At 64.3% G+C, this 18,962-nt stretch carries 25 protein-coding genes; 24 read left to right on the plus strand and 1 reads right to left on the minus strand.

Going from position 1 to position 18,962, the window contains the following annotated elements:
• Positions 1–2: 2 nt before the first annotated feature.
• The 16 genes from QN224_RS13190 to QN224_RS13265 all read left to right on the plus strand — a co-directional run bounded on the left by QN224_RS13190 (position 3) and on the right by QN224_RS13265 (position 10,085).
• Positions 3–1,565 carry a phage portal protein gene (locus QN224_RS13190; RefSeq protein WP_283977048.1) on the plus strand — a complete coding sequence of 521 codons (1,563 nt, stop codon included), beginning with the start codon at positions 3–5 and terminating at the stop codon, positions 1,563–1,565.
• Positions 1,555–2,472 (plus strand): S49 family peptidase, encoded by a 918-nt coding sequence (locus QN224_RS13195; RefSeq protein ID WP_283977049.1) that lies wholly within the window; start codon positions 1,555–1,557, stop codon positions 2,470–2,472. Before QN224_RS13190 ends, QN224_RS13195 begins: the two co-directional genes overlap by 11 nt.
• Positions 2,469–2,732, plus strand: coding sequence for a hypothetical protein (locus tag QN224_RS13200; RefSeq protein ID WP_283977050.1), 264 nt, complete (start codon positions 2,469–2,471; stop codon positions 2,730–2,732). The genes QN224_RS13195 and QN224_RS13200 overlap by 4 nt, the downstream gene beginning before the upstream one ends.
• A gap of 90 nt (positions 2,733–2,822) precedes the next feature.
• Positions 2,823–3,320, plus strand: a complete 498-nt coding sequence (locus QN224_RS13205) for a hypothetical protein (protein WP_283977051.1) — start codon at positions 2,823–2,825, stop codon at positions 3,318–3,320.
• A gap of 68 nt (positions 3,321–3,388) precedes the next feature.
• A complete protein-coding gene (locus QN224_RS13210) occupies positions 3,389–3,766 on the plus strand; it encodes a head decoration protein (protein WP_283977052.1) in 378 nt (125 codons plus the stop codon).
• A gap of 66 nt (positions 3,767–3,832) precedes the next feature.
• Positions 3,833–4,855 (plus strand): major capsid protein, encoded by a 1,023-nt coding sequence (locus QN224_RS13215; protein ID WP_283977053.1) that lies wholly within the window; start codon positions 3,833–3,835, stop codon positions 4,853–4,855.
• Between the two features lie 4 nt (positions 4,856–4,859).
• Entirely contained in the window at positions 4,860–5,501 is a 642-nt protein-coding gene (locus QN224_RS13220) for a hypothetical protein (protein WP_283977054.1), read from the plus strand.
• Positions 5,498–6,127, plus strand: a complete 630-nt coding sequence (locus tag QN224_RS13225; RefSeq protein WP_283977055.1) for a hypothetical protein — start codon at positions 5,498–5,500, stop codon at positions 6,125–6,127. The genes QN224_RS13220 and QN224_RS13225 overlap by 4 nt, the downstream gene beginning before the upstream one ends.
• Positions 6,124–6,777, plus strand: a complete 654-nt coding sequence (locus QN224_RS13230; protein WP_283977056.1) for an FkbM family methyltransferase — start codon at positions 6,124–6,126, stop codon at positions 6,775–6,777. The genes QN224_RS13225 and QN224_RS13230 overlap by 4 nt, the downstream gene beginning before the upstream one ends.
• A gap of 4 nt (positions 6,778–6,781) precedes the next feature.
• Entirely contained in the window at positions 6,782–7,408 is a 627-nt protein-coding gene (locus QN224_RS13235) for a hypothetical protein (RefSeq protein WP_283977057.1), read from the plus strand.
• Positions 7,405–7,752 carry a hypothetical protein gene (locus QN224_RS13240; RefSeq protein WP_283977058.1) on the plus strand — a complete coding sequence of 116 codons (348 nt, stop codon included), beginning with the start codon at positions 7,405–7,407 and terminating at the stop codon, positions 7,750–7,752. The genes QN224_RS13235 and QN224_RS13240 overlap by 4 nt, the downstream gene beginning before the upstream one ends.
• Positions 7,745–8,200 carry a hypothetical protein gene (locus tag QN224_RS13245; RefSeq protein ID WP_283977059.1) on the plus strand — a complete coding sequence of 152 codons (456 nt, stop codon included), beginning with the start codon at positions 7,745–7,747 and terminating at the stop codon, positions 8,198–8,200. The genes QN224_RS13240 and QN224_RS13245 overlap by 8 nt, the downstream gene beginning before the upstream one ends.
• A gap of 34 nt (positions 8,201–8,234) precedes the next feature.
• Positions 8,235–8,750: a hypothetical protein gene (locus QN224_RS13250; RefSeq protein WP_283977060.1), complete on the plus strand. Its 516-nt coding sequence runs from the start codon at positions 8,235–8,237 to the stop codon at positions 8,748–8,750.
• Between the two features lie 71 nt (positions 8,751–8,821).
• Entirely contained in the window at positions 8,822–9,241 is a 420-nt protein-coding gene (locus tag QN224_RS13255) for a hypothetical protein (RefSeq protein ID WP_283977061.1), read from the plus strand.
• Positions 9,242–9,246: 5 nt separating this feature from the next.
• On the plus strand, positions 9,247–9,426 hold the full coding sequence (locus QN224_RS13260; RefSeq protein ID WP_283977062.1) for a hypothetical protein: 180 nt from the start codon (positions 9,247–9,249) through the stop codon (positions 9,424–9,426).
• Positions 9,423–10,085, plus strand: a complete 663-nt coding sequence (locus QN224_RS13265; protein ID WP_283977063.1) for a DUF6441 family protein — start codon at positions 9,423–9,425, stop codon at positions 10,083–10,085. Before QN224_RS13260 ends, QN224_RS13265 begins: the two co-directional genes overlap by 4 nt.
• Here the strand turns inward: QN224_RS13265 and QN224_RS13270 are convergent.
• Positions 10,082–10,402, minus strand: coding sequence for a hypothetical protein (locus tag QN224_RS13270; protein ID WP_283977064.1), 321 nt, complete (start codon positions 10,400–10,402; stop codon positions 10,082–10,084). The genes QN224_RS13265 and QN224_RS13270 overlap by 4 nt on opposite strands.
• 358 nt (positions 10,403–10,760) lie before the next feature.
• Between QN224_RS13270 and QN224_RS13275 the strand changes: the two genes are divergently transcribed.
• From QN224_RS13275 to QN224_RS13310, 8 genes are all read left to right on the plus strand, one after another.
• A complete protein-coding gene (locus QN224_RS13275; protein ID WP_283977065.1) occupies positions 10,761–11,165 on the plus strand; it encodes a hypothetical protein in 405 nt (134 codons plus the stop codon).
• On the plus strand, positions 11,152–11,817 hold the full coding sequence (locus QN224_RS13280; RefSeq protein WP_283977066.1) for a hypothetical protein: 666 nt from the start codon (positions 11,152–11,154) through the stop codon (positions 11,815–11,817). The genes QN224_RS13275 and QN224_RS13280 overlap by 14 nt, the downstream gene beginning before the upstream one ends.
• On the plus strand, positions 11,817–12,323 hold the full coding sequence (locus QN224_RS13285; RefSeq protein ID WP_283977067.1) for a hypothetical protein: 507 nt from the start codon (positions 11,817–11,819) through the stop codon (positions 12,321–12,323). Before QN224_RS13280 ends, QN224_RS13285 begins: the two co-directional genes overlap by 1 nt.
• Positions 12,324–12,536: 213 nt before the next feature.
• Positions 12,537–15,590, plus strand: coding sequence for a hypothetical protein (locus QN224_RS13290; RefSeq protein ID WP_283977068.1), 3,054 nt, complete (start codon positions 12,537–12,539; stop codon positions 15,588–15,590).
• 9 nt (positions 15,591–15,599) lie between these two features.
• The gene (locus QN224_RS13295) at positions 15,600–16,031 is read left to right on the plus strand and encodes a hypothetical protein (RefSeq protein ID WP_283977069.1); all 432 of its coding nucleotides are present in this window, start codon (positions 15,600–15,602) and stop codon (positions 16,029–16,031) included.
• On the plus strand, positions 16,032–17,792 hold the full coding sequence (locus QN224_RS13300) for a hypothetical protein (protein ID WP_283977070.1): 1,761 nt from the start codon (positions 16,032–16,034) through the stop codon (positions 17,790–17,792).
• A complete protein-coding gene (locus tag QN224_RS13305) occupies positions 17,793–18,206 on the plus strand; it encodes a hypothetical protein (protein ID WP_283977071.1) in 414 nt (137 codons plus the stop codon).
• Entirely contained in the window at positions 18,206–18,958 is a 753-nt protein-coding gene (locus QN224_RS13310) for a hypothetical protein (protein WP_283977072.1), read from the plus strand. Before QN224_RS13305 ends, QN224_RS13310 begins: the two co-directional genes overlap by 1 nt.
• Positions 18,959–18,962: the final 4 nt, after the last annotated feature.

An 18,962-nucleotide genomic window follows, 5' to 3' on the forward strand; every position in this document is an offset into this window, starting at 1 on the left:
CGATGGCTGAAGCCAAGCCGCGTTACCGCGTCGCCGCCGGCCGGCGGGAACTCGCTGCCAGCGTCGCCATAGCGTCCGGCGCGCCGTCGCTGCGCAAGCACGGCTTCGACGCCGGCCGCTCGTCGCGCCGGCTGAAGGGTTTCACGTCGACGACGCAGGAGATCAACCGGCAGATCCGCTCCTATGGGCGGACGGTGGTCGCCCGCTCGCGCTACCTGTCGCAGAACAACCCCTATGCGATGCAGGCGAAAAAGGTGTTCGTCTCGGCGCTCGCCGGCGCCGGCATCAAGCCCTCGTCGCTCAACGCGGACGCGGACTTCAAGGCGAAGCTGCAGGAGGTCTGGCTCGACTGGAGCGACGAGGCCGATGCCGACGGGCTGACAGACTTCTATGGTCTACAGGCGACGATCGCCTCGGAAATGTTCGATGCCGGCGAGTGTTTTGTGCGGCTCAGGGCTCGCCGTCCCGAAGACGGCCTCGTCGTGCCGTTGCAGCTGCAGCTACTGCCTTCGGAGATGCTGCCGCTGAACGACAATCGCATGCTTGGCAACGGCAACTATGTGCAGATGGGTGTGGAGTTCAACGCCATCGGCAAGCGGGTCGCCTACTGGTTCCTGCGCCAGCATCCCGGCGCCGACCAGGTGAATTTCCGGCAAGGTTTTGCTGGTGAGCAGGTGCGCGTTCCGGCCGACGAGGTGCTGCACCTTTTCGATCCGACCGGATTTGCCGGTCAGATCCGCGGGATCCCGCACACGCTGTCGGCGATCGTCACGGCGGCAATCCTCGACTGCTATGATGATGCGGAGCTGGAGCGCAAGCGCGTCGCCGCACTCTTCGGCGGCTTCATCAAGACCGAACTTGGTGACGATCCTGCGCCGCATCCGCTGGCGGAAGGGATCGAGGCCGCGCAATCCGCCGGCAACGATTCGGCGATCGCGATGGAGCCCGGCGCCTTCCTCGATCTCGATCCGGGCCAGGACGTTACCTTCTCGGAGCCGGCCGACGTCGGCGGCAATTACGAGGCCTTCCAGTATCGCAACCTGCTGCGCCAGGCGGCCGGCTACGGCGTGCCCTATGCGGCGATGACCGGCGACCTGCGGCAGGCGAACTACGGTTCGATCCGTGCCGGCCTCGTCGAGTTCCGCCGCCGGATCGAGGCGATGCAGCACGCGGTGATGGTATTCCAGTTCTGCCGACCGGTCTGGCGTCGTTTCATGGCTGACGCGGTGCTTGCAGAGCGCCTGCCGGTCAGCCCGTCGCAATACGCAGCCGCCCCGCATGGGTACCGGCGGGCGAAATGGATCGCGCCGCGCTGGGACTGGGTCGATCCGTTCAAGGATCGACAGGCGGAAAAGCTCGCCGTCGATGCGGGCTTCAAGGCGCGCTCCGATGTGATCGAGGCCGAGGGCTACGATCCGGAGGAAACCGATCGGCGGATTGCTGCCGATCGGGCGCGTGAGAAGGAGCTGGGCCTGAGTTTCGCCCCGGCGAAGGCGCCGGCAAGCGCGCCAGCGGCCAAGGAAGACGACCCCGAGAAAACCGGAGACAAGACCGATGGCGCATGAGATCCGGCGCGTGCTGCGCGCCTTTGCGGCGCAGCCCTGGTTCATGGACCCGCGCAAGGCCGAGCAAATCGTCGCGATGCTGGAACTGCGCGCAACCGCCGGGCCGCGCGCCGAGCCGTTCCGCAAGGAGGCGGGGCCGCTTCGCCAGGAGGTGCGCACGACGAAGGGCGCCGTCGCCGTCCTGAACCTGTTCGGCCCCATCGCGCCACGCGCCGAGGCGCTCGAGGACGTGTCGCAGCAGGCGGCGCTGATGGTGCCGTTTCAGAACGCGTTTCGCGAGACGGCGGCGGATCCGGCGCTCGCCGGCATCATTCTCAACATCGATTCGCCCGGCGGCCGCGTCGATCTCGTGCCCGAGTCGGCGGCGATGATCCGCAAGGCAAAGCGCGAGGGCCGGCCGATCGTCGCGATCGCCAACACGCTTGCGGCCTCGGCGGCCTACTGGATCGCGTCTGCCGCCGACGAGCTGGTCGTGACGCCGTCCGGCGAGGTCGGCTCGATCGGCGTCTATGTGCTGCACCAGGATATTTCCGAGCGGCTTGCCGCCGAGGGTATCCGGATGCAGTTCATTTCCGAGGGCGCGCGCAAGACGGAAGGCAATCCTTTCGAGCCTCTGACGGAGGAGGCGACCGCCGCGCTGCAGGTGAACGTCCGCTATTTCTACGATCTGTTCGTCGCCGACGTCGCCAAGGGCCGGAAGGTCGCCGAAAGCGTCGTGCGCGCCGACCCGGAAAAGGACGGCAAGCACTTTGGCGGGGGCCGTATCTATCCGGCAAAGGAAGCGGTGCGCCTCGGCATGGCCGACCGCGTCGCCACTCTCGATGAGACGATCGCGAGGCTGATCGGCAACGGCCCGCGGTCGGGCGGCGGCAGCCGGGCTGCGGCAGAGCGGAGACGGGTGCTGTGATCGATTTGGAAGACCGCCGCCGGATGGTGAAGGGATGGCGCGGCCGGCGCCTTCTGGCCTGCCGGGCCGCCGACATCCTTGATGAGGTCGTGCGCGAGCTGGGTGCCGACAATGGTGCGGACCTGCCGCCCGAAGGCGGACTTCCGCCCGTCTCTCAGGCGGTGAAGATCGAACTGGAGAACAGCGTCGCCAATCTCCTGCGCATGATCCTGGCGCTGAATGACGGTCATACGTCCGGCAGCCGCCTCCAGCGCTTCTAGAACCTTTCGTTTCGGGCTTCCCGTCGCGCCGGACGCGGGGAAAGAGCCGATCCATTGTTTCCGGCGACACTCTCTCGAAAGGAGACCGACATGGCTCATAAACTGGCCGATCTCCGGGCGAAGCATAAGGCCTTCAAGGACGAGGCCGATGCCATTTTCGCCACGGCTGAAAGCAATACGGGCGGCGAGCTGACCGACTTCCAGGATCAGCGCCTGACGGCGATCAAGGGCGAAATCGCCAAGCTCGACGGCGAGATCGATGCGGAGATCGCCGCGCTGTCACCGAGCGATTCGCCGCCGGCCGCAGCTGCCGCGACGGCCGCCGAGGCGGAAGCGGCGGAGCGCAAGCGCACTACTGACATCATCGGCGCCTGCAAAGTGGCCGGCAAGATCGACCGGGCGGCCGCCTTCATCGCCGAGGGCAAGTCGCTCTCTCAGGTCGTCGACGTGCTGCAGAACGAACGGGCGACCGAGTCCGATAAGAACGGCACCAGCGCCAGCAACCCGGCGCGTCACGGCGGCCAGAATGCCTCTGCCGGCTGGGATAAGGCCGTCGCCAAACACAACCAGCGCAACGGCTTCAAATAAGCCGCTGCGGCCCCCGAACTCTTCCCCTCCATAGCGGGCGCGCCCGCCTTTCATGAAGGATCATCATCATGCCCGTTTTTACGGAAGCCGCCCACACGGCTGAATTCATCCTGTCCGAATCCAACGGCCATCGCTCGCGCGAAAATGGCACGCTTGCCTCCGGCCAGAACCTTGCAGCCGGCACGGTGCTGCAGCTCAACGGGGCCGGCAAGCTCGTCGCCTTCGACGGCGACACAAACACCGCCGGCAATCTGATCGACCAGGCAGCCGGCATCCTGCTGTCGGCCGTCGACGCCAGCTCGGGCGACCAGGACTGCGCCTATATCGCCCGCGACGCCGAGGTGAACCTGAAGCTTCTCACCTATCCGGCGGAATCGACCGCTGGCGGTGAGGAAGCGGACACGATCGCCTCGCTCAAGCTGCTCGGCATCATCGCCCGCGACTGATCGGTCGCGGCACTTCCTCAATCCACGATCGCCGCCACGCGGCTCTTCTAAAACAGGAGCATTGATATGCTTGACATCTTCAAGGACGACGCGTTTGGCGTCGTGGAACTCACCGCTGCGATCAACAAGATCCAGTTCGTTCCTGGCCGTCTGAGCCAGATGGGGATCTTTACCGAAAGGGGCGTCCGCACCACCTCGGTCGCGATCGAGGAGAAGGGCGGCGTCCTGACCCTCATCGCACCGAGTGCGCGCGGCGGTCCCGGCTCGACGCTCGACAAGGCGAAGCGTAACCTTCGCAGCATCGCCGTCCCGCACTTCGAGATCAATGACGCCGTCATGGCCGAAGAGGTGCAGGGCGTGCGCGCCTTCGGGCAGGAGAACGAACTCGAGACGGTGATGGGCAAGGTCACGGAGCGGCTTGGCGACCATACGGTCTCCTTTGCCGCCACCCAGGAATATGCCCGCGTCGGCGCCTACAAGGGCATCGTTACCTATGCCGATGGCTCGACGCTGAACCTCTTCACCGAATTCGGCGTGTCGCAGCATGCCGAAATCGACTTCGATCTCGACAATGCCAATCCGACCTCCGGCGTTCTGCGCAAGAAGTGCGCCGGCGCTGCGCGCGACATGGCCGATGCACTCGATGGCGTGCCGTTCTCCGGCGTTCATGCGATCTGCGGCAATGCCTTCTTTGATGACCTGCTGGCGCACCCGGAGGTCATCGAGAGCTATCGCGGCACGCCGATGGCCGAGGTGCTGCGCCAGGGCTATGTGCTGACAAACGGGCAGAAGGTGTACGGCGCCTTCGAGTTCGGCGGCATCCTCTGGGAGAACTACCGCGGCACGGTGGGCGGCACGGCTTTCGTAGACACGAACAAGTGCCATCTGGCACCGCTGGGCGCGCCGGGCCTCTTCCTCTCCTATTACGCACCGGCGGACTACATGGAGACGGTCAATACGATGGGCCAGCGTCTCTATGCGAAGCAGTACGGGATGCCGAACGACAAGGGCGTCAATCTCGACTCGCAGATGAACGCCCTCGAACTCTGCACCCGTCCGAACGCGCTCATCCAGGGCAAGCGGACCTAACCTGATGGCCTATCCGGCGGCGTGGTCGGTGCCTCGGGAATGGGCGGGGGAACCTGCCTTCATTCTCGGCGGCGGCGCGTCGCTGGTCGGCTTCGATGCCTCGCGGCTCAAATCTGTTCAAGAGGGGGGCCGGGGGCGGATCATCGCGGTGAACGATGCGGGGCTGGATCTCGCACCGTTCGCCGACGTCCTCTACTTCGCCGACGGCATGTCGCGCTGGTTCGGCTGGAACCGGGATCGCCTGCATCTCTTTCGCGGCCGCTACGTGCTGACGCGGGCCGTCGACGTGATGACGGTCGAGGGGGTCGAGATCCAGCGGCTGTGGCGGGACAAGGATTCGGCGCTCTCGCGGGATCGGACGAAAGTCGCCGGTCAATGCAGCGGCGCCAACGCGCTGAACCTCGCTTTCCTGTTCGGATGCAACCCGGTCTACCTGCTCGGCTTCGACATGGGTGGGGGGCACTGGCACGACAATCACAAGGCGCCGGCGCGCGACCGCTACCAGAGGGATTTCATCCCGTCGCTCGAACGGATGGGGCGGGAGCTGGCGGCCGAGGGCGTGCGCGTCTTCAACTGCAATCCGGATTCGGCGCTGAAATGCTTTCCGTTCGCGGATCTCGACACGGTGCTGGAGCCTGCCGCGTGACGGTTCGATTTGCTGTGCTTGAGCCGGCGGCGATCTTCAATTTGACCTCGCCGCGCTACCTGCCGGAGATCGCCATGCGCTGGCGGGGGCGGCGATATTGGCATGACGGCTTTTACGAGCCGCTGCGCGACCTGATGGAAGAGACCTATGTCGACGGCTTCAACGGGGCATCCGGTCATTACGACCGGCTGCTCGAAAGCCTGTCGAGGGAGGGTTTTCGCAATCCCGTCATCGTCTCGGCCGGCTCCTTGCAGCGGCGCGCCGTGTGGGAGGTGCCGCCGCAATGGCGCGGCCCGCAGCTGATCGCCTGCGAATATCTCGGCGGCTCGCGGCTGTGGGCGGCGCAGAAGCTCGGCCTTGGCGTGCCCTGCATCGTCAACGACTTCGCCGGCGTGCTCGCGCAAGCGGAGCTGCTGCGCACGAAGGCTGACGTGCTCGCGAAATTTCAGGACCGGCCCGGAACTGTGCGGTTCTCCGGGTCGGGCGTCTACATCAACGGATTGCCGTTCATGCATCTGCCGCCGGCGGAGCGATACGGCATGCGCGGTCAGTGCGCGATCCGCCGCCAGGTCGTCCACGAGGTGACCGTGCGTGTTCATGAATGGCTGGAGGCCAACGATCAATGACGGAGACGATCAGCATTCCCGCCGGCTACCGGCTGGAGCGCGGCCTGATGTGGCCGGCCGAGGACAGGGCTTGCGCGGCCGTCGTCTTCGATACCGTGCCGGACATGGATCATGCGCTGAAGCATTGCCGCAAGTTCGAACTCGTCGTGCAGGCGGGCGGCAACATGGGCGTTTGGGCGCTGGCGCTGGCGCAGAAATTCGAGCGTGTCGTCACCTTCGAGCCGGATCCGCGGAACTTTCGCGCGCTGGTCCACAACACGGCGTCGGCTGAAAACATCCTGGCGCTGCCATGCGCGCTTGGCAGTGACGGCGGCGATTGGTGCGGGCTGGACCTGGCGCCGCATGAGACGAACAATGCCGGCGCCTATCAGGTGACGAAGGGCGTGACCGCGCCGATCGTCACGATCGACAGCCTCAACCTGCCGTCTCTGGATCTCCTATATCTCGATATCGAGGGCTTCGAGATGCCCGCGATTCTCGGGGCGATGGAGACGATCGACAAATTCCGCCCAGTGATTGCGATTGAAGACAAGGGGCTTTCCGACCGCTACGGCTATCAGAAAGGCGCGGCCGAAAACGCACTGGCAACGTTCGGCTATGAGGTAGTGGCGCGGCCGCACCGCGACGTCGTCATGGTGGCGCGGGCCTGAAGCCATGATCGAGCCTGTTCCCGTTTTCCTGCTCAAGTGGGGCACGAAATATTGCGCCGCCGACGTCAACCGGCTCGCGCAGTCGATCCGCCGACACGCGGCGCGGCCGGTCAACATCATCTGCTTCACCGACGATCCGGCCGGCGTGCAGACACGCACGATGGTCCTGCCGAAGATCGACGACATCGAGCTTCATGGCTGGTGGTGGAAGGTCTGGCTGTTTTCAGCCGGGATCCCGTTCCTGTTCCTCGATCTCGACTGCGTCGTCGTCGGCGACGTCACGGCGCTGCATCGCGACGCCCCGCTGACGATCCTCAAGGATCCGTGGCAGGAGGGGTTCAACTCCTCGGTGATGTCGACGAACGGCAGTCTTTCGCGCGTCTGGAAGGATTTTATCGGCTCGGGCGCGATCCGCGAGATGCACGGCGACCAGGACTGGATCACCAGTCAAGTTCCGGATGCGGTCCTCTACGAAACCGGCCTCTGCCGCTCGTTCAAGGCGGAGATGAAGGGGCTTGACCGGCCGCCGGCGGATTGCCGGCTGGTCTATTTCCACGGCAAGCCCAAGCCGCTCGACGCGCTGATGCGCGGGGCCTTCTGGATCCGTGACGAATGGGGAGTGGCGGCATGATCGATTATGGCGCGCTGCTGTTCAGTCCGACTTACCTGATCCTCGGCGTCGACGCGGTGCTGACGCTCGCCGACACGGCGGAGACTACGGTCGCCTTGACTGTCATCGACAAGACAGCCGGACTGCCGGTCGGGCCGAATATCGAGATCGGCACGATCGTCCCCGGCGCCATGCTGCGCGCCTCCGACCTGACGACGGCCGGCGTGACGCGGGCTGCGCTCGACGAGGCGACGATCGCTTTTTCCGGCAACACCTGGCGCATCGCCAGCCACCATCCAAAGCCGGTTCCGTCCGGCGAGGCGGAAGGCGAGATCGTTCTGATCCTGGAGGAAGCCAATGGCTGATCCGCGAGAATTGATACTGCAGCGCCTGGTCGAGATCGGCGAAGGCATTGCCGGCGTCCGCAAGGTAAAGCGGAACGAGATTGGCCAGAACGAAAGCGTTCTGCCGCTAGTCGTCATTCTCGATGGCGACGAGACGGCTGCCGACAGCGATCCGAAGAACCGGCCGCCGACTGCGCCGCGCATCATGACGATGACGCCCGAAATCTACGTCGTCGTTGCAGACAAGGCGGCCACGGTCGGCACTGAAATCAACCTGATGCGGGCGCGGATGATCGATGCGATCGCCAACGACGCGCAGATCGTCGCGCTGACAAAGGACCGCGAAGGCGGGCGCTATGAAGGCGCCGCATCCGGCCTGTCGCGCGGCCGCTCGATGCTGGGGGAGGTGGGGCTCTCCTTCTCGTTTACCTACGTCCTTCGCCCCGGTTCTGTCTCGACGCCGGCATAGCCCGGTTTTCTAGCCTCTCGAAAGGAGACCTGAAATGCCTGCATCCCCCAATGTGCTGAACTATTTCATCGGCAAGGGCATCATCAAGTTCAAGCCGACCGCCGGAACCATCCGCGATCTCGGCAACGCGCCCGAGGTCGAGCTGACGCCGGCGATCGAGAAGCTCGACCACTTCTCCTCGCGCTCCGGCGTGCGTTCGAAGGATCGCTCGATCGCGCTGGAGAAGACGCTGACGCTGCGCATCGTGCTCGACGAGCTGACGGCAGAAAACCTCGGCCTGCTGCTGCTCTCGGAAGCGACCACGAACAGCGCCGGCAACCTGGAGCTGGATATCTTCTCCGAGTCCGAAATCGCCGGCGAAATCACCTTCGAGGGCACCAACGACGTTGGTAACCAGTGCAACCTGACCCTGCCGTCGGTCTCCTTCGGTCCCTCGGGTTCGCTCAACCTGATCTCCGACGAGTTCGGTCAGATCGAGCTGACCGGCGAAGTGCTTCTCAGCGGCACTCCCGGCACGTTCGGTTCTCTGGAAATCATCGACGCAGCCTGATCGGCGGCATTCATTGGGGGCGGTACGTCGTTGCCGCCCTTTCCGCTCTCTAACCACAACAGGAGACCCGCATGGCGGGATTGCTTGATATCGCCCCGGTGACCGAGACCGTTACCATCAACGGCACGGCCGTCGATGTGCCGGGAATCTCGGCCGAGGGCATCGCCTATCTCTTCAGCCGCTTTCCGGAGATGCGCATGGCGGTGACCGGCAAGAAGGTCGGGCCGGAGCGCTGGCTCGAAATGGGTGTCGACGCGATCGCGGCGATCATCGCTGCCGGCTGCGGAAGTCCCGGCAGTCCGGATCATGAGAAGGCGGCGGCAAAACTGCCGGCATCGGCGCAGGCTGACCTCATCGAGGCAATCATGAAGGTGACGATGCCGGGTGGCCCTGTCCCTTTCGTGGAAAGGCTGACGGGGATGCTAAACCTCGCCGGCGATCCATCAAATACGGCGCCGGCTACGAAATCGCCGAAGGCGTCGAAGCACTGATCGCCATGGGCCACCCGCCGGCGGCGGTCTGGTCCTACACGCCGCGGCAGATCGCCGGCTTTCTGCATTTCGCGGCAGTCCGGATGAAGCGCGAGCAGGCGATCGATCTGGCAACCGGCTTCAACGCCGCGCGCGGCAAGCCGCAGGATGTGAGCAAGCGGATCCGGGAGTTGCAGAAGGAATGACGATGAAACTCCTCTATCGGGCCGCGAAAGGCGAGTTCGAGCAGGCGATGCGGGAGAAATATCGCCCGCTCGCCGAGGCCGGCCAAGAGACGATTGTCGAGATCGCGAACGACATCAAGGTTGGAGCGCGACAGGACATCGCGGCGGCCGATTTCTCGAAGCGCTGGCAGAACGCCTTGCGGGTCGACGTTTATCCGAAGCACAAGGTTTCGCTGAATGCCGCAGCGATGATCTGGCACAAGATCCCTTACGCCGACATCTTTGAAAGCGGCGGGACGATCAGGGGAAAGCCTCAGCTCTGGCTACCGCTCACCTCGACTCCCAAGAAAATCGGCCGCTATCGCATGACGGCAGAGCGCTTCTCGACCGAGATCGGGCCGCTGCGGCTGGTCAAGCATGCTGGAAGAAAGCCGCTGCTCTTTGCGAAAATGGCAGTGACCGAAAAGCAGGCGGCCGCCGCTGATGTCGGCAAGGTGACGGTCGCAAAGCTCCGCAAGGGCGCGGCAGGCTCAGGCGTCATCCGGGCTGTGCCGCTGTTCGTCGGCGTCAACAGCGTGAAGCTTCGCGATCGCTTCTCGATCAATGAGGTCGTCGATCGCGCGGTCGACAGGATGGGTGAGATCTTTGTGGAGCGACTGGGGAAGAAGGCTTTGGACTAGTTGCCGGAAAGTGTTCGGTAGGAATCAAGTTCCTGCTTGTAGCAAAACTCGATCATGTGCCAGTCCGCCTTCTCTTCCGGCAGGCCCCAGTCTTCCATGCAGGACACCATGATTTTCCGCATTTTCCCGGTGGACGCTTCGCCATGGTAGAAACTGAGGACGGTAGTCAGAGAGTTCTCCTGCTGTTTGATGCAGAATTCTTGCATCGAATATTTGTCGGGCCATTGGGCCACGCAGCGGCCGCGAATGTTATCGATTTCGTCCGCAAGTGCAGTCGTGGTTAGAAAGAGAAAGAAAACGGCTGCGACCTTGAACATAAGCTAGACCCTCCGCGCAACTTATCCGAGCGGAATATAGCGCGGTTGATCAGCGATGACTATTCCTTCAGAAAGCCATGTTCCTTCAGCCATGCGCGCAGGATGTGTCGTATCGCTTCCGACTGGTTCGGGATGGGAGTTTCGCGTCCCCGGAATCTGTCGATGGCGTCAAGGGTTTCCTGGTCGAAGCCGACAAGTTTCTTAAAAGGGAATTCGGTTGTTCGGGCCATAGGACATATTTCGCATATACGGTATTGACGATAACAGATATAGCGTATATACGAAATTCACGAGCCGATCAAGAGTTTGCACCTCCGGATCGGCTCTAACCAAAGGACTGATCACTGGAGGATCAATCATGGCTGAACAATTTAATATCACGCGGCGTGCCGCACTGAAAGTCTTGCCGGTCATGGGTGCCGCGATTGCGGCTCCGGCGGTTACGCTGGCAGTGCAACTGGACGATGATCTTGGCAAAGTGGAGGCGCTCGTAACCGCCTTGCGGGCGACCATGGATCGCTACGAGGAGTATTCGCCGGAGGACTACGAGCGGGACCGGGAGCGGATCGAGGCTGGAATTTCCGGCGCCACTGGGGCGCTCATCGAGTACAGACCGACTAGCATTGCCGCAATGCACGCGAAGGCTGCCGGCATGCTGGAATGCAAGGTCTTCACTGAATGGGATGACTATTCGATCGCGGAGATCCTCGCGGCGTTTCTGCCTGCCGCGCTTGCTGATGGAGGCTACGATGGCCGCGCCTAAGAAACAGGAGATCGGCATCGAGCTGCCACGGCTGGACATACGGCTGATGGAGGTCACGGTGATCGGCGACAGCCCGCTGATCGTTCACGCCTGGTCGGAGAAGGCTAAGCGAGAAATGCTGGGCAAGCAGATGAAGACGGCGAAGCAGGCCAAGGAGGCGAAAGACCCGCGCGCCGACTTCGAAAGCTCGCTGTACCGGCTGGCCGACGGCGGTTACGGTTTTCCGTCCATTGGCTTTAAGGCTGCGGCGGTCACGGCCTGCACGTCAGTCGCCGGTATTACCAAGGTCGCGGCGCGACAGGCGTTTCACATCCTCGGTGAGGATGTTGATGTGATAGGGGCGTTCGAGGGCACGAGGGCGCGGCACAATCTGGTAAGGATAGAAGGCGGAGCGCCTTCAATGCGCGAGGATACGGTCCGCGTCGGCATGGGGATGGCGGATCTTCGCTATCGCGGCGAGTTCGCCGATTGGTATGCTAAGCTGCTGGTTCGGTTTAATGCGAACGTTTTGAGCGAAAGTCAGATCCTAAACATTGTCAACGTTGCCGGCTTCGCTGTCGGCGTCGGCGAGTGGAGGCCAGAGAAAGACGGTATGTCTGGCATGTTCCACGTTGCGACCGAAGCCGATCTCCAGAAGGTGGAGGCAGTGTGATGCGGATCGCTGGTTACGAATTTGCGGAGGGTGTACGGTTTCAGCCGGGCGCCGAGAAGGACGCAAAGCTGGTCGGCGAGCATCTGGAGATGCTTCGCCAGCGCTACAAGGGCGAACTGACGCCAGAAGATGTGCTGGATGATGCGCGCCATGACAATTCGCCGCTGCATTCGTTCTTCGAGTGGAACGATGGCGCTGCGGCGGAGCAGTACAGGCTGCAGCAGGCGCGGGGCCTGATCCGCTCCGTAGTTGCCATCTACGTGTCTGAGGACAAACCAGCGGTGCGTCATCGGGCCTACGTGCATATTCGCGAGCCATCGGCGCCACATTACCGCGAATCCAGTCACGCGATGTCGCTGACGAAGACACGTAAGCTCGTGCTCCAGCAGGCATGGCGGGAGTTGCAGGCGTGGCGACAGCGATATCGCGACCTCAAGGAGTTCGCCGAGCTCTTTGATGTGATTGACGAGGTTGAAAAACACCTCAAGCCCCCGCGCAAGCACTGACGCGCAGGGACCATGGGTTACGGCGAGAGTTCCCACTAACCTCGCTCCGCCGGAAGGCGAACAAGGCAGGCAAGGCACGGCATGGCAAGTTCAGGCAGGGCATGTCGCGGCCTGGCGAGGCGGGCTGGGGCAAGGCTCACCCCTCTGAACGACATGACATGGGCGGGACCGACCGACGGTTCCGCTTCTATCTCCAAAAAATAGGACGGCATAATGGCACGGCGAACGATCCGGCAGCGCATCGCCTTGGACGGCGGCAAGGAAGTCGAGTCGCAGCTGAAGCAGCTCGGCGAGGCCGGCGAAAAGGCGTTCGGCAAGATCCGCAATGCGGCCGCGCAGGCCGAGTTCGCGAAGTTCGGCAAGAACCTCGACGCGTTCAGCCAGAGCCTGCAGTCCGCAGGCAAGCGGCTGGCGCTTGCCTTCGCCGGGGCGACGACCGTCGCGACTGCAGCGGCGGCCGGCGTTGCCTCGCTCGCGAAAAGCGGCGCCGAGGCTGCCGATGCGGCCGGCAAGGCGGCGCAGGCGGCGGGCCTGCAGATCGACGCCTACGGACGGCTGGCATTTGCGGCCGAGCAGGCTGATGTTTCGGCCGAGCAGTTCGGCGGTGCGATGTCGCGGCTCAACAAGGAAATCGGCGCGGCGGCGGCGGGAGGCAAGAGCGCGCAGGAGAAGTTTTCTGCGCTGGGCGTGTCGATCAAGGATGCGCAAGGGCGGCTTCGTCCGACGGAGGCCATTGTCCACGATCTCGCGCAGGCCTTCTCGCGGATGCCCGATGGCGCGCGCAAGTCGGCGCTGGCGATCGACCTGTTCGGTCGCGCCGGCGCGCAGCTGCTTCCGTTCCTCAATGAAGGCAAGCAGGGACTGATTGACCTCGGCGCGCAGGCCGAGCGGCTGGGCATCGTCTTTACTGCCGAGCAGCACAAGATCGCAGACGCCATGGGCGACACTCTGTCGGAGGTGTCGCGCGCCGCGCAGGGAATCGGCAACCAGATCGGCCTGCTGTTCGCACCGGCGATCACGGCTGCGGCGGCAAGGCTGCGCGACGTGCTGATCGAGAACCGCGAGGCTATTCTTGGCTTCGCCCGCAGCCTCGCCGACACGGCCCTGCCGATCATTCAGGACTTCATCTCGGCGCTCGCCGGCGATGACGGGGCGGTGCGCAATGTCTGGATCCTCGAATGGCGCGACGCGGTCGTCGACTTCGGCAAGTCGGCCAAAGCCGCCTTCACCGACATCGTCATTCCAGCGCTTTCCGCCTTCAAGAAGGTGCTCGATGTGGCGGCCGAGGGCCTGCGGATTTTCACCGGCATCGACATCGGCGGCACAGGGCTGGCGATCACGCTGGCGCTCGGCCAGGCCACTGGCGCCTTCACGGTGCTCTACAATGCAATCCGGCTCGTCATAGGCGCGTTGACGCTACTGAAGGGCCATCCGGTCGTTGCCGCCCTGTCGCTGATCGCCGCAGGTGTTGGCTATCTTTATGAGACGCAGAGCAATGCCGCGATAGCGACGCGCCGCCATAAGGAGGCGATGGATGCACTCGACGAGGCGATCGCCAAGGTCAAGGCTGGTGTCCCGGGGGCGGCGGAAGAGTTCCGGAAGCTCGCCCAGGATCAACTGACGGCGGCAGAGGCTGCGATCAAGAATGCGCAGGCGCAGGTCGAGGTCCAGAAGCAGGCGCTCGAGGCGGCGAAGCAGAGCGCCGATCTCAGCGCCACTGGCGACCTGGAAAAGCGGCTTGGGACCGATATCGCCAATTCGCAGCGGAAATTGCAGGAATTCGATGCCCTGCTGAAAGCGCGGCAGCAGGACGTCGTGGCGCTGCAGGAAAAGATTGCCTCCGCCTCGGCAGGTAGCGTCCAGGCAGTGGCTGAGCCGGTCAAGGCGACCAGCGCCGCGATCGACGAGACGACGCAAAAGGTCGAGGAACTCGGCAAGACGATCACCGTCCACTCTTCCGACGGTGGCAAGCTGATCCAGCAGACGTTCACGCTGGTCGACGGCGTTGCGCGCGCTGCCGAGCAGAGCAAGACCGAACTCGACGGCGTGAAGAAGAGCGCCGAAGAAGCGTCGACCGCCGTCAACGACATCGCAAAAGGCATCGTCAGCGTTCCCGACGAGATGAAGGGCAAGACAAGCCCGGCTGCGGCGTTGACCGAGGGCCTCGAGGAGGCGCGGCAGGCGGTCACCACGACGCTTTCGGAGACGAAGGCGGCGGCTGAGGAGACGAAGCTCGGCGTCGATGCGCTCGGCGAAAGCTGGAAGGCGAGCGGCGAGGCGGCATCCGGTGCGTTCTCCGGCGCAGCGGAACAGACGCGCATTGCTGTCGACGGCGTGATCGCCGAAGTCTCGCGCGTGCAACCCGCCGTGCAGGCGGCGCTTGCCGGTGGCGCGAAGCAGGGCGAGGAAGAGGGGCAGGTGGCGAGCGGCATCGCCGACAGCCTGGCGAAGCCCTTTGAGGAGGCGCGCGACCGGATTACGCCAGCGTTGAACGCCGTTCCCGCAGCCGTCGCGGCGGCGCTCGCCTTGGTGCAGACCACGGCAGCCGAGGTTGGCGCCGGGCTTGGCGACGTGCTCGTCGCTCCGTTCGATACGGCCGCCACGCGGATCGCGCAGATCCTCGAACGGATGACATCGGTGGTTCGGTCGCAGTTCGAGGCGATGCTTGCATCGGTGCGCTCGATCACGGCGCAGCTGCAGAGCGCGGTTGCGACGCTGGAGGCGCTGGCGGCGCGGGCCGAAGCGGCTGCCGCCCGGGCGGCGGCTGCGAATGCCAGCGCGTCGGGGCGGGCGATGGGCGGCCTTGTCGGGCGGTTTGCCGGCGGCGGTCAGGTCGGCAATTACGACCGAGGCGGCCGGGTTTCGGGGCCGGGCACGGGAACGAGCGATTCGATCCTGGCGCGGCTTTCGAATGGCGAGTTCGTGATGCGCTTCGCCGCAGTCAAGAAATACGGGCTCGACCTCCTCTATGCCTTGAACGGCCTGCGGCTGCCGAAGGACTTCCTGAAGGGCTTTGCGACGGGCGGCCATGTCGATCTTTCCGGCGTCGTCTCGCGGCTGACCGACGGCATGCGTGTGCCGCGCCTGGTGCCAGCCTTCGCCGAAGGCGGTGCGGTGGCTCCATCCGGCGGCCGGCCGGTGAACCTGACCTTCGAGGGGCAAACCTATCAGCTGATCGCGCCGGAGGACGTCGCCGACCGGCTGGCGAAGCATCATGGCCGTCAGGGGCTGCGCAAGGCCGGCAAACGGCCGAGCTGGAAATCGTAAGGATCCGCGATGGCAAACGAGACGGTTCTGGTCCTGACGGGAATCGGGGTCGCGCCCTATTCGGCGCGCGGCCTCGAACAGACGCTGCAGCCGATCAACGGCGCGGGTCAGCTGCGGCGGACCATCAATGGCGAGCTGGTCGATCTTTCCGAGCCGCAGCTTCGGAAATTCACCTCGACGATCAGCGGATCCGACCAGCTTTCGCCGGCGCTGAACGGCATCTGGCCGGGCAAGACCGTGACCGTCGATTGCATTGCCGAGCTTTGTTATCCGACCTCCGGAGGCTCCGCCGATCGGCCCGTCGTCTCCGGCTCGTCGCGCGTCGAAGGTGCGATGACCTATTACCGCCCGCAGCTCGCGATGATGGTGACCGACTGGCAGGTGCGCGAGGACGAATACGGCCGGCAGGTCAGCTGGACGCTGCAGCTTGAGGAAGTGTGAATGACGACCTACTATTTCGCCTGGGTCGACGAAACGGATACCGCTTTCGACGTCGCTTTGCTGCGCTGGGACGAGGACGTCCTTGCCTTCGAGCTTTCGCAGGCGGAAGGCGAATTCGCGGCGCTGACGATCGATATCCGCAATCCGGAGGAAGGATTGCTGAACCCGTCGCGCAAGCAATGGGCCTGGTTCTCGGCCGACCTCGGCGATACGGCCGGCGGTCAGCCGTTGTTCTTCGGGCGGCTTGCCGGCATGCCGGAGGAGATCATCGGCAACGCGGTGCGGCTCACCTTCTCCGCGCGCCCGATCGATTTCGCCGCGTCGAAGGCGACGGCGGCGGCGGCTTTGAAAGTGGCACCATTCTGGGATCCGATCTGGCTGACGCCGGAACTCGCCGACGATCCCGACGCCGTGCTCGAAAGCCGCTCGGCGCTCTGGCACATCGACCGGGTGACGCATGCCGTCACCGCCTCCGACATCCTAGAGGCGGAGGACGGCGTGATCGACCTTGTCGACGACGTCATCCGCGATTCGATCGAGCTTTCCTTCGGTTCGGCGCCGGCGACGAAAATCACCTGCGAGGCGACCATCGGCTGGGAGCAGGCGGTCGCCGGCAGCTATGACCTCAAGCCGGCGCTGATCGCCGCCTTCCGGGCGGCTGGCACGTCGACGAATGGCGTCATCTCCTCTTTCACGGGGCAGGGGCTGATGGAGGACTGGCCGAAGCCCGGCGCGAACATCGGCGGTGGCTGGTCGTTCGGCGAAAGCTCGATACGGCGCGTCGACGGTTTCATCCTGCCGAAGGATTACCAGACGCAGATCTTCTCCTCGTCCAACGGCTTCAATGGCCAGACGGCGAATTGGCCGTGCTGGAAGATGATCCCGGTACTGACGGCGAAATACGACGTGACGCGGACGCGCCGCGAGGTCGTGCGCTTCACGCTGACCGCCGACGCCCAAGGCTTCATCGCCGATCCGGACGATATCGAGCCGCTGAACGTGACGCTTTCCTCCGACCTCGTCGGGGAGCCGGTCGACCCGGGTGATGTCCTGCCGATCGGTTCCAGGCGCCGGCGCGCCTATTTCCCCACGGCGCGCGGCCGGCAATCGGTCGATTATCTCGTCGCCGTCTGCCGCGCACGGCTTCGCGCCCGCGCCCGATCGGTCGAGATCAAGGGCGAGACGCGGCTCGCCAATGGCGCCGCCTTCTCCTGTCGCAAGGCGATCCGCGTCGAGGATTCGCGCCTGCCGGGGGGTGCTGCCACGGGCAAGATCATCTCCTATTCGCTTTCGATGGACGGTGACAGTGGCGAGGCGATTGCCTCCTTCGTCATCGGCTGCGCCGTCGGCAAGGGCAATGCGATCTCGGCCGCGACCGGCACGCCTGTTTATGTCGAGGACGGCTATGTCGAGACCGGCTATCAGCGTTATGCCGGCGCTTCCTCGGCCGTCGTTTCCGGCGAGGTGACGGTCGCCGACTATTCCGACGTGCCGCCGAATGATGACGGCCTCGACTTCGATAACCTGACAGAGGCGCAGGTGATCGATGCAATCACGGTGATCAATGGCGAATCGGCGCAACGCGGGCTGATCGGCGCGTTTCGCGGAACGCTCGACGAGACCGGCGACGCGCTCGACCAGGCCTATACCGAGGTCGACCTGACGCTCCATCCGATTTCGAAGGGGCCTTTCGAAACGGTCTATGACATTACCGTCAGCGCGCTGGCGTTGCCGAAGACGATCGATCTGGAGGCGGCGTAAATGGGTTTTGGTGGCGGTGGCCTTTCCCTCAACCCGCTTGCTGACCACGACGCAGGCGAACGCTTTCTCGCGCGGCTGCTGGCGCGCAAGCCTGCCGAGGACCAGGACGCGGAGGCGCATGTCCGATGGGGCAAGCCCTCGGAATTCGTCGCGGCCATGCGCGGGCAGCAATATTTGCCGCACGTCAACATCGTCAACTGGCCGGAATTTCCGGAGGGCGGCGAGGACGACCAGCCGCAGCCGGTGCTCGACTGGCAGGAAATCCCCGGCACGCGCCAAACATCCGACGTGCGCGTCGAGAACCCGGACGATCCGGAGCAATATGTGATCGTGCAGCGCACCGAGGCGGCGATCTTCCAGACGCACACCGGCGAGATCATCCGGCTGAACTTCGCCAATGAGGAGGGCAACTGATGCCCGGCTCCGCCGACAATCCCGTCGTGCTCGATCCATTCCGCACGATCATCGAGGTGGGATGGAATTCGGTGACCCATCTTGCCTTCTACGTCGAGGTCGGACGGGATTTCGAGAACAACAGTTTCGCGGATCGTCCTCCGATCCCGGCCGATCCGCCGGATATCCCTCCGGGAGACTGGGGGACGACCTGGATAACCAATGTCTACAATGGCGGCACGCTGACAGAATCGGTGCTCTACATCGGTTCCGGCGGACCGCATGCGCCGCACATCTATCGTTCGTCGAGCGGCTGGCAATCCGCCGGCGCGGTTCCGATCGATGGCGGACTGCCGCCCTTCACGGATTCGGTGACCTATGGAGCGCTCGACCACCTCTGGAATCCCTTCTTCGGACCCTTGTTCGAGGATCTCTGGAAGATGACGCCCGGGGGCAGCGGCGCAGGGCTGACGGTGCCCGGCGAACCGGACATTACCTTCGATTCAAATACCTCGCCGCATGCCTTCATCAACCACAATGCGATCTATACCGGGGCGCCTTACTGGGGCGAGGGGCCGGGCTCATCGTTCGATTTCGGCGCGTACACGGCGGCGCAGGAAACGGCGATCATCGACTTGCCCTATCCGGCCGGCGACATCGTCGCGCGCTACAGCGGTCGCGCCTTCCGCGGCTGCTCAACGGCCTTTCATGATCCGGGCTCGGGGCCGAAGCGGCTCTGGATACTGTGTGAACGCTCGCCAGACGACGACTAACTCC

This window comes from Sinorhizobium sp. 7-81 (assembly GCF_030124405.1).
Lineage (GTDB): Bacteria > Pseudomonadota > Alphaproteobacteria > Rhizobiales > Rhizobiaceae > Sinorhizobium > Sinorhizobium psoraleae.

What these genes read in the sequence shown, in the direction of transcription:
- QN224_RS13210 (WP_283977052.1), top strand. Translation starts at nt 3,389, where the DNA reads ATGCCCGTTTTTACGGAAGCCGCCCACACGGCTGAATTCATCCTGTCC.
- QN224_RS13270 (WP_283977064.1), bottom strand. Translation starts at nt 10,402, where the DNA reads ATGTTCAAGGTCGCAGCCGTTTTCTTTCTCTTTCTAACCACGACTGCA.
- QN224_RS13300 (WP_283977070.1), top strand. Translation starts at nt 16,032, where the DNA reads ATGACGACCTACTATTTCGCCTGGGTCGACGAAACGGATACCGCTTTC.
- QN224_RS13215 (WP_283977053.1), top strand. Translation starts at nt 3,833, where the DNA reads ATGCTTGACATCTTCAAGGACGACGCGTTTGGCGTCGTGGAACTCACC.
- QN224_RS13220 (WP_283977054.1), top strand. Translation starts at nt 4,860, where the DNA reads ATGGCCTATCCGGCGGCGTGGTCGGTGCCTCGGGAATGGGCGGGGGAA.
- QN224_RS13305 (WP_283977071.1), top strand. Translation starts at nt 17,793, where the DNA reads ATGGGTTTTGGTGGCGGTGGCCTTTCCCTCAACCCGCTTGCTGACCAC.
- QN224_RS13240 (WP_283977058.1), top strand. Translation starts at nt 7,405, where the DNA reads ATGATCGATTATGGCGCGCTGCTGTTCAGTCCGACTTACCTGATCCTC.
- QN224_RS13285 (WP_283977067.1), top strand. Translation starts at nt 11,817, where the DNA reads ATGCGGATCGCTGGTTACGAATTTGCGGAGGGTGTACGGTTTCAGCCG.
- QN224_RS13295 (WP_283977069.1), top strand. Translation starts at nt 15,600, where the DNA reads ATGGCAAACGAGACGGTTCTGGTCCTGACGGGAATCGGGGTCGCGCCC.
- QN224_RS13195 (WP_283977049.1), top strand. Translation starts at nt 1,555, where the DNA reads ATGGCGCATGAGATCCGGCGCGTGCTGCGCGCCTTTGCGGCGCAGCCC.
- QN224_RS13310 (WP_283977072.1), top strand. Translation starts at nt 18,206, where the DNA reads ATGCCCGGCTCCGCCGACAATCCCGTCGTGCTCGATCCATTCCGCACG.
- QN224_RS13275 (WP_283977065.1), top strand. Translation starts at nt 10,761, where the DNA reads ATGGCTGAACAATTTAATATCACGCGGCGTGCCGCACTGAAAGTCTTG.
- QN224_RS13290 (WP_283977068.1), top strand. Translation starts at nt 12,537, where the DNA reads ATGGCACGGCGAACGATCCGGCAGCGCATCGCCTTGGACGGCGGCAAG.
- QN224_RS13205 (WP_283977051.1), top strand. Translation starts at nt 2,823, where the DNA reads ATGGCTCATAAACTGGCCGATCTCCGGGCGAAGCATAAGGCCTTCAAG.
- QN224_RS13245 (WP_283977059.1), top strand. Translation starts at nt 7,745, where the DNA reads ATGGCTGATCCGCGAGAATTGATACTGCAGCGCCTGGTCGAGATCGGC.
- QN224_RS13280 (WP_283977066.1), top strand. Translation starts at nt 11,152, where the DNA reads ATGGCCGCGCCTAAGAAACAGGAGATCGGCATCGAGCTGCCACGGCTG.
- QN224_RS13265 (WP_283977063.1), top strand. Translation starts at nt 9,423, where the DNA reads ATGACGATGAAACTCCTCTATCGGGCCGCGAAAGGCGAGTTCGAGCAG.
- QN224_RS13260 (WP_283977062.1), top strand. Translation starts at nt 9,247, where the DNA reads ATGGGCCACCCGCCGGCGGCGGTCTGGTCCTACACGCCGCGGCAGATC.
- QN224_RS13255 (WP_283977061.1), top strand. Translation starts at nt 8,822, where the DNA reads ATGGCGGGATTGCTTGATATCGCCCCGGTGACCGAGACCGTTACCATC.
- QN224_RS13190 (WP_283977048.1), top strand. Translation starts at nt 3, where the DNA reads ATGGCTGAAGCCAAGCCGCGTTACCGCGTCGCCGCCGGCCGGCGGGAA.
- QN224_RS13250 (WP_283977060.1), top strand. Translation starts at nt 8,235, where the DNA reads ATGCCTGCATCCCCCAATGTGCTGAACTATTTCATCGGCAAGGGCATC.
- QN224_RS13230 (WP_283977056.1), top strand. Translation starts at nt 6,124, where the DNA reads ATGACGGAGACGATCAGCATTCCCGCCGGCTACCGGCTGGAGCGCGGC.
- QN224_RS13235 (WP_283977057.1), top strand. Translation starts at nt 6,782, where the DNA reads ATGATCGAGCCTGTTCCCGTTTTCCTGCTCAAGTGGGGCACGAAATAT.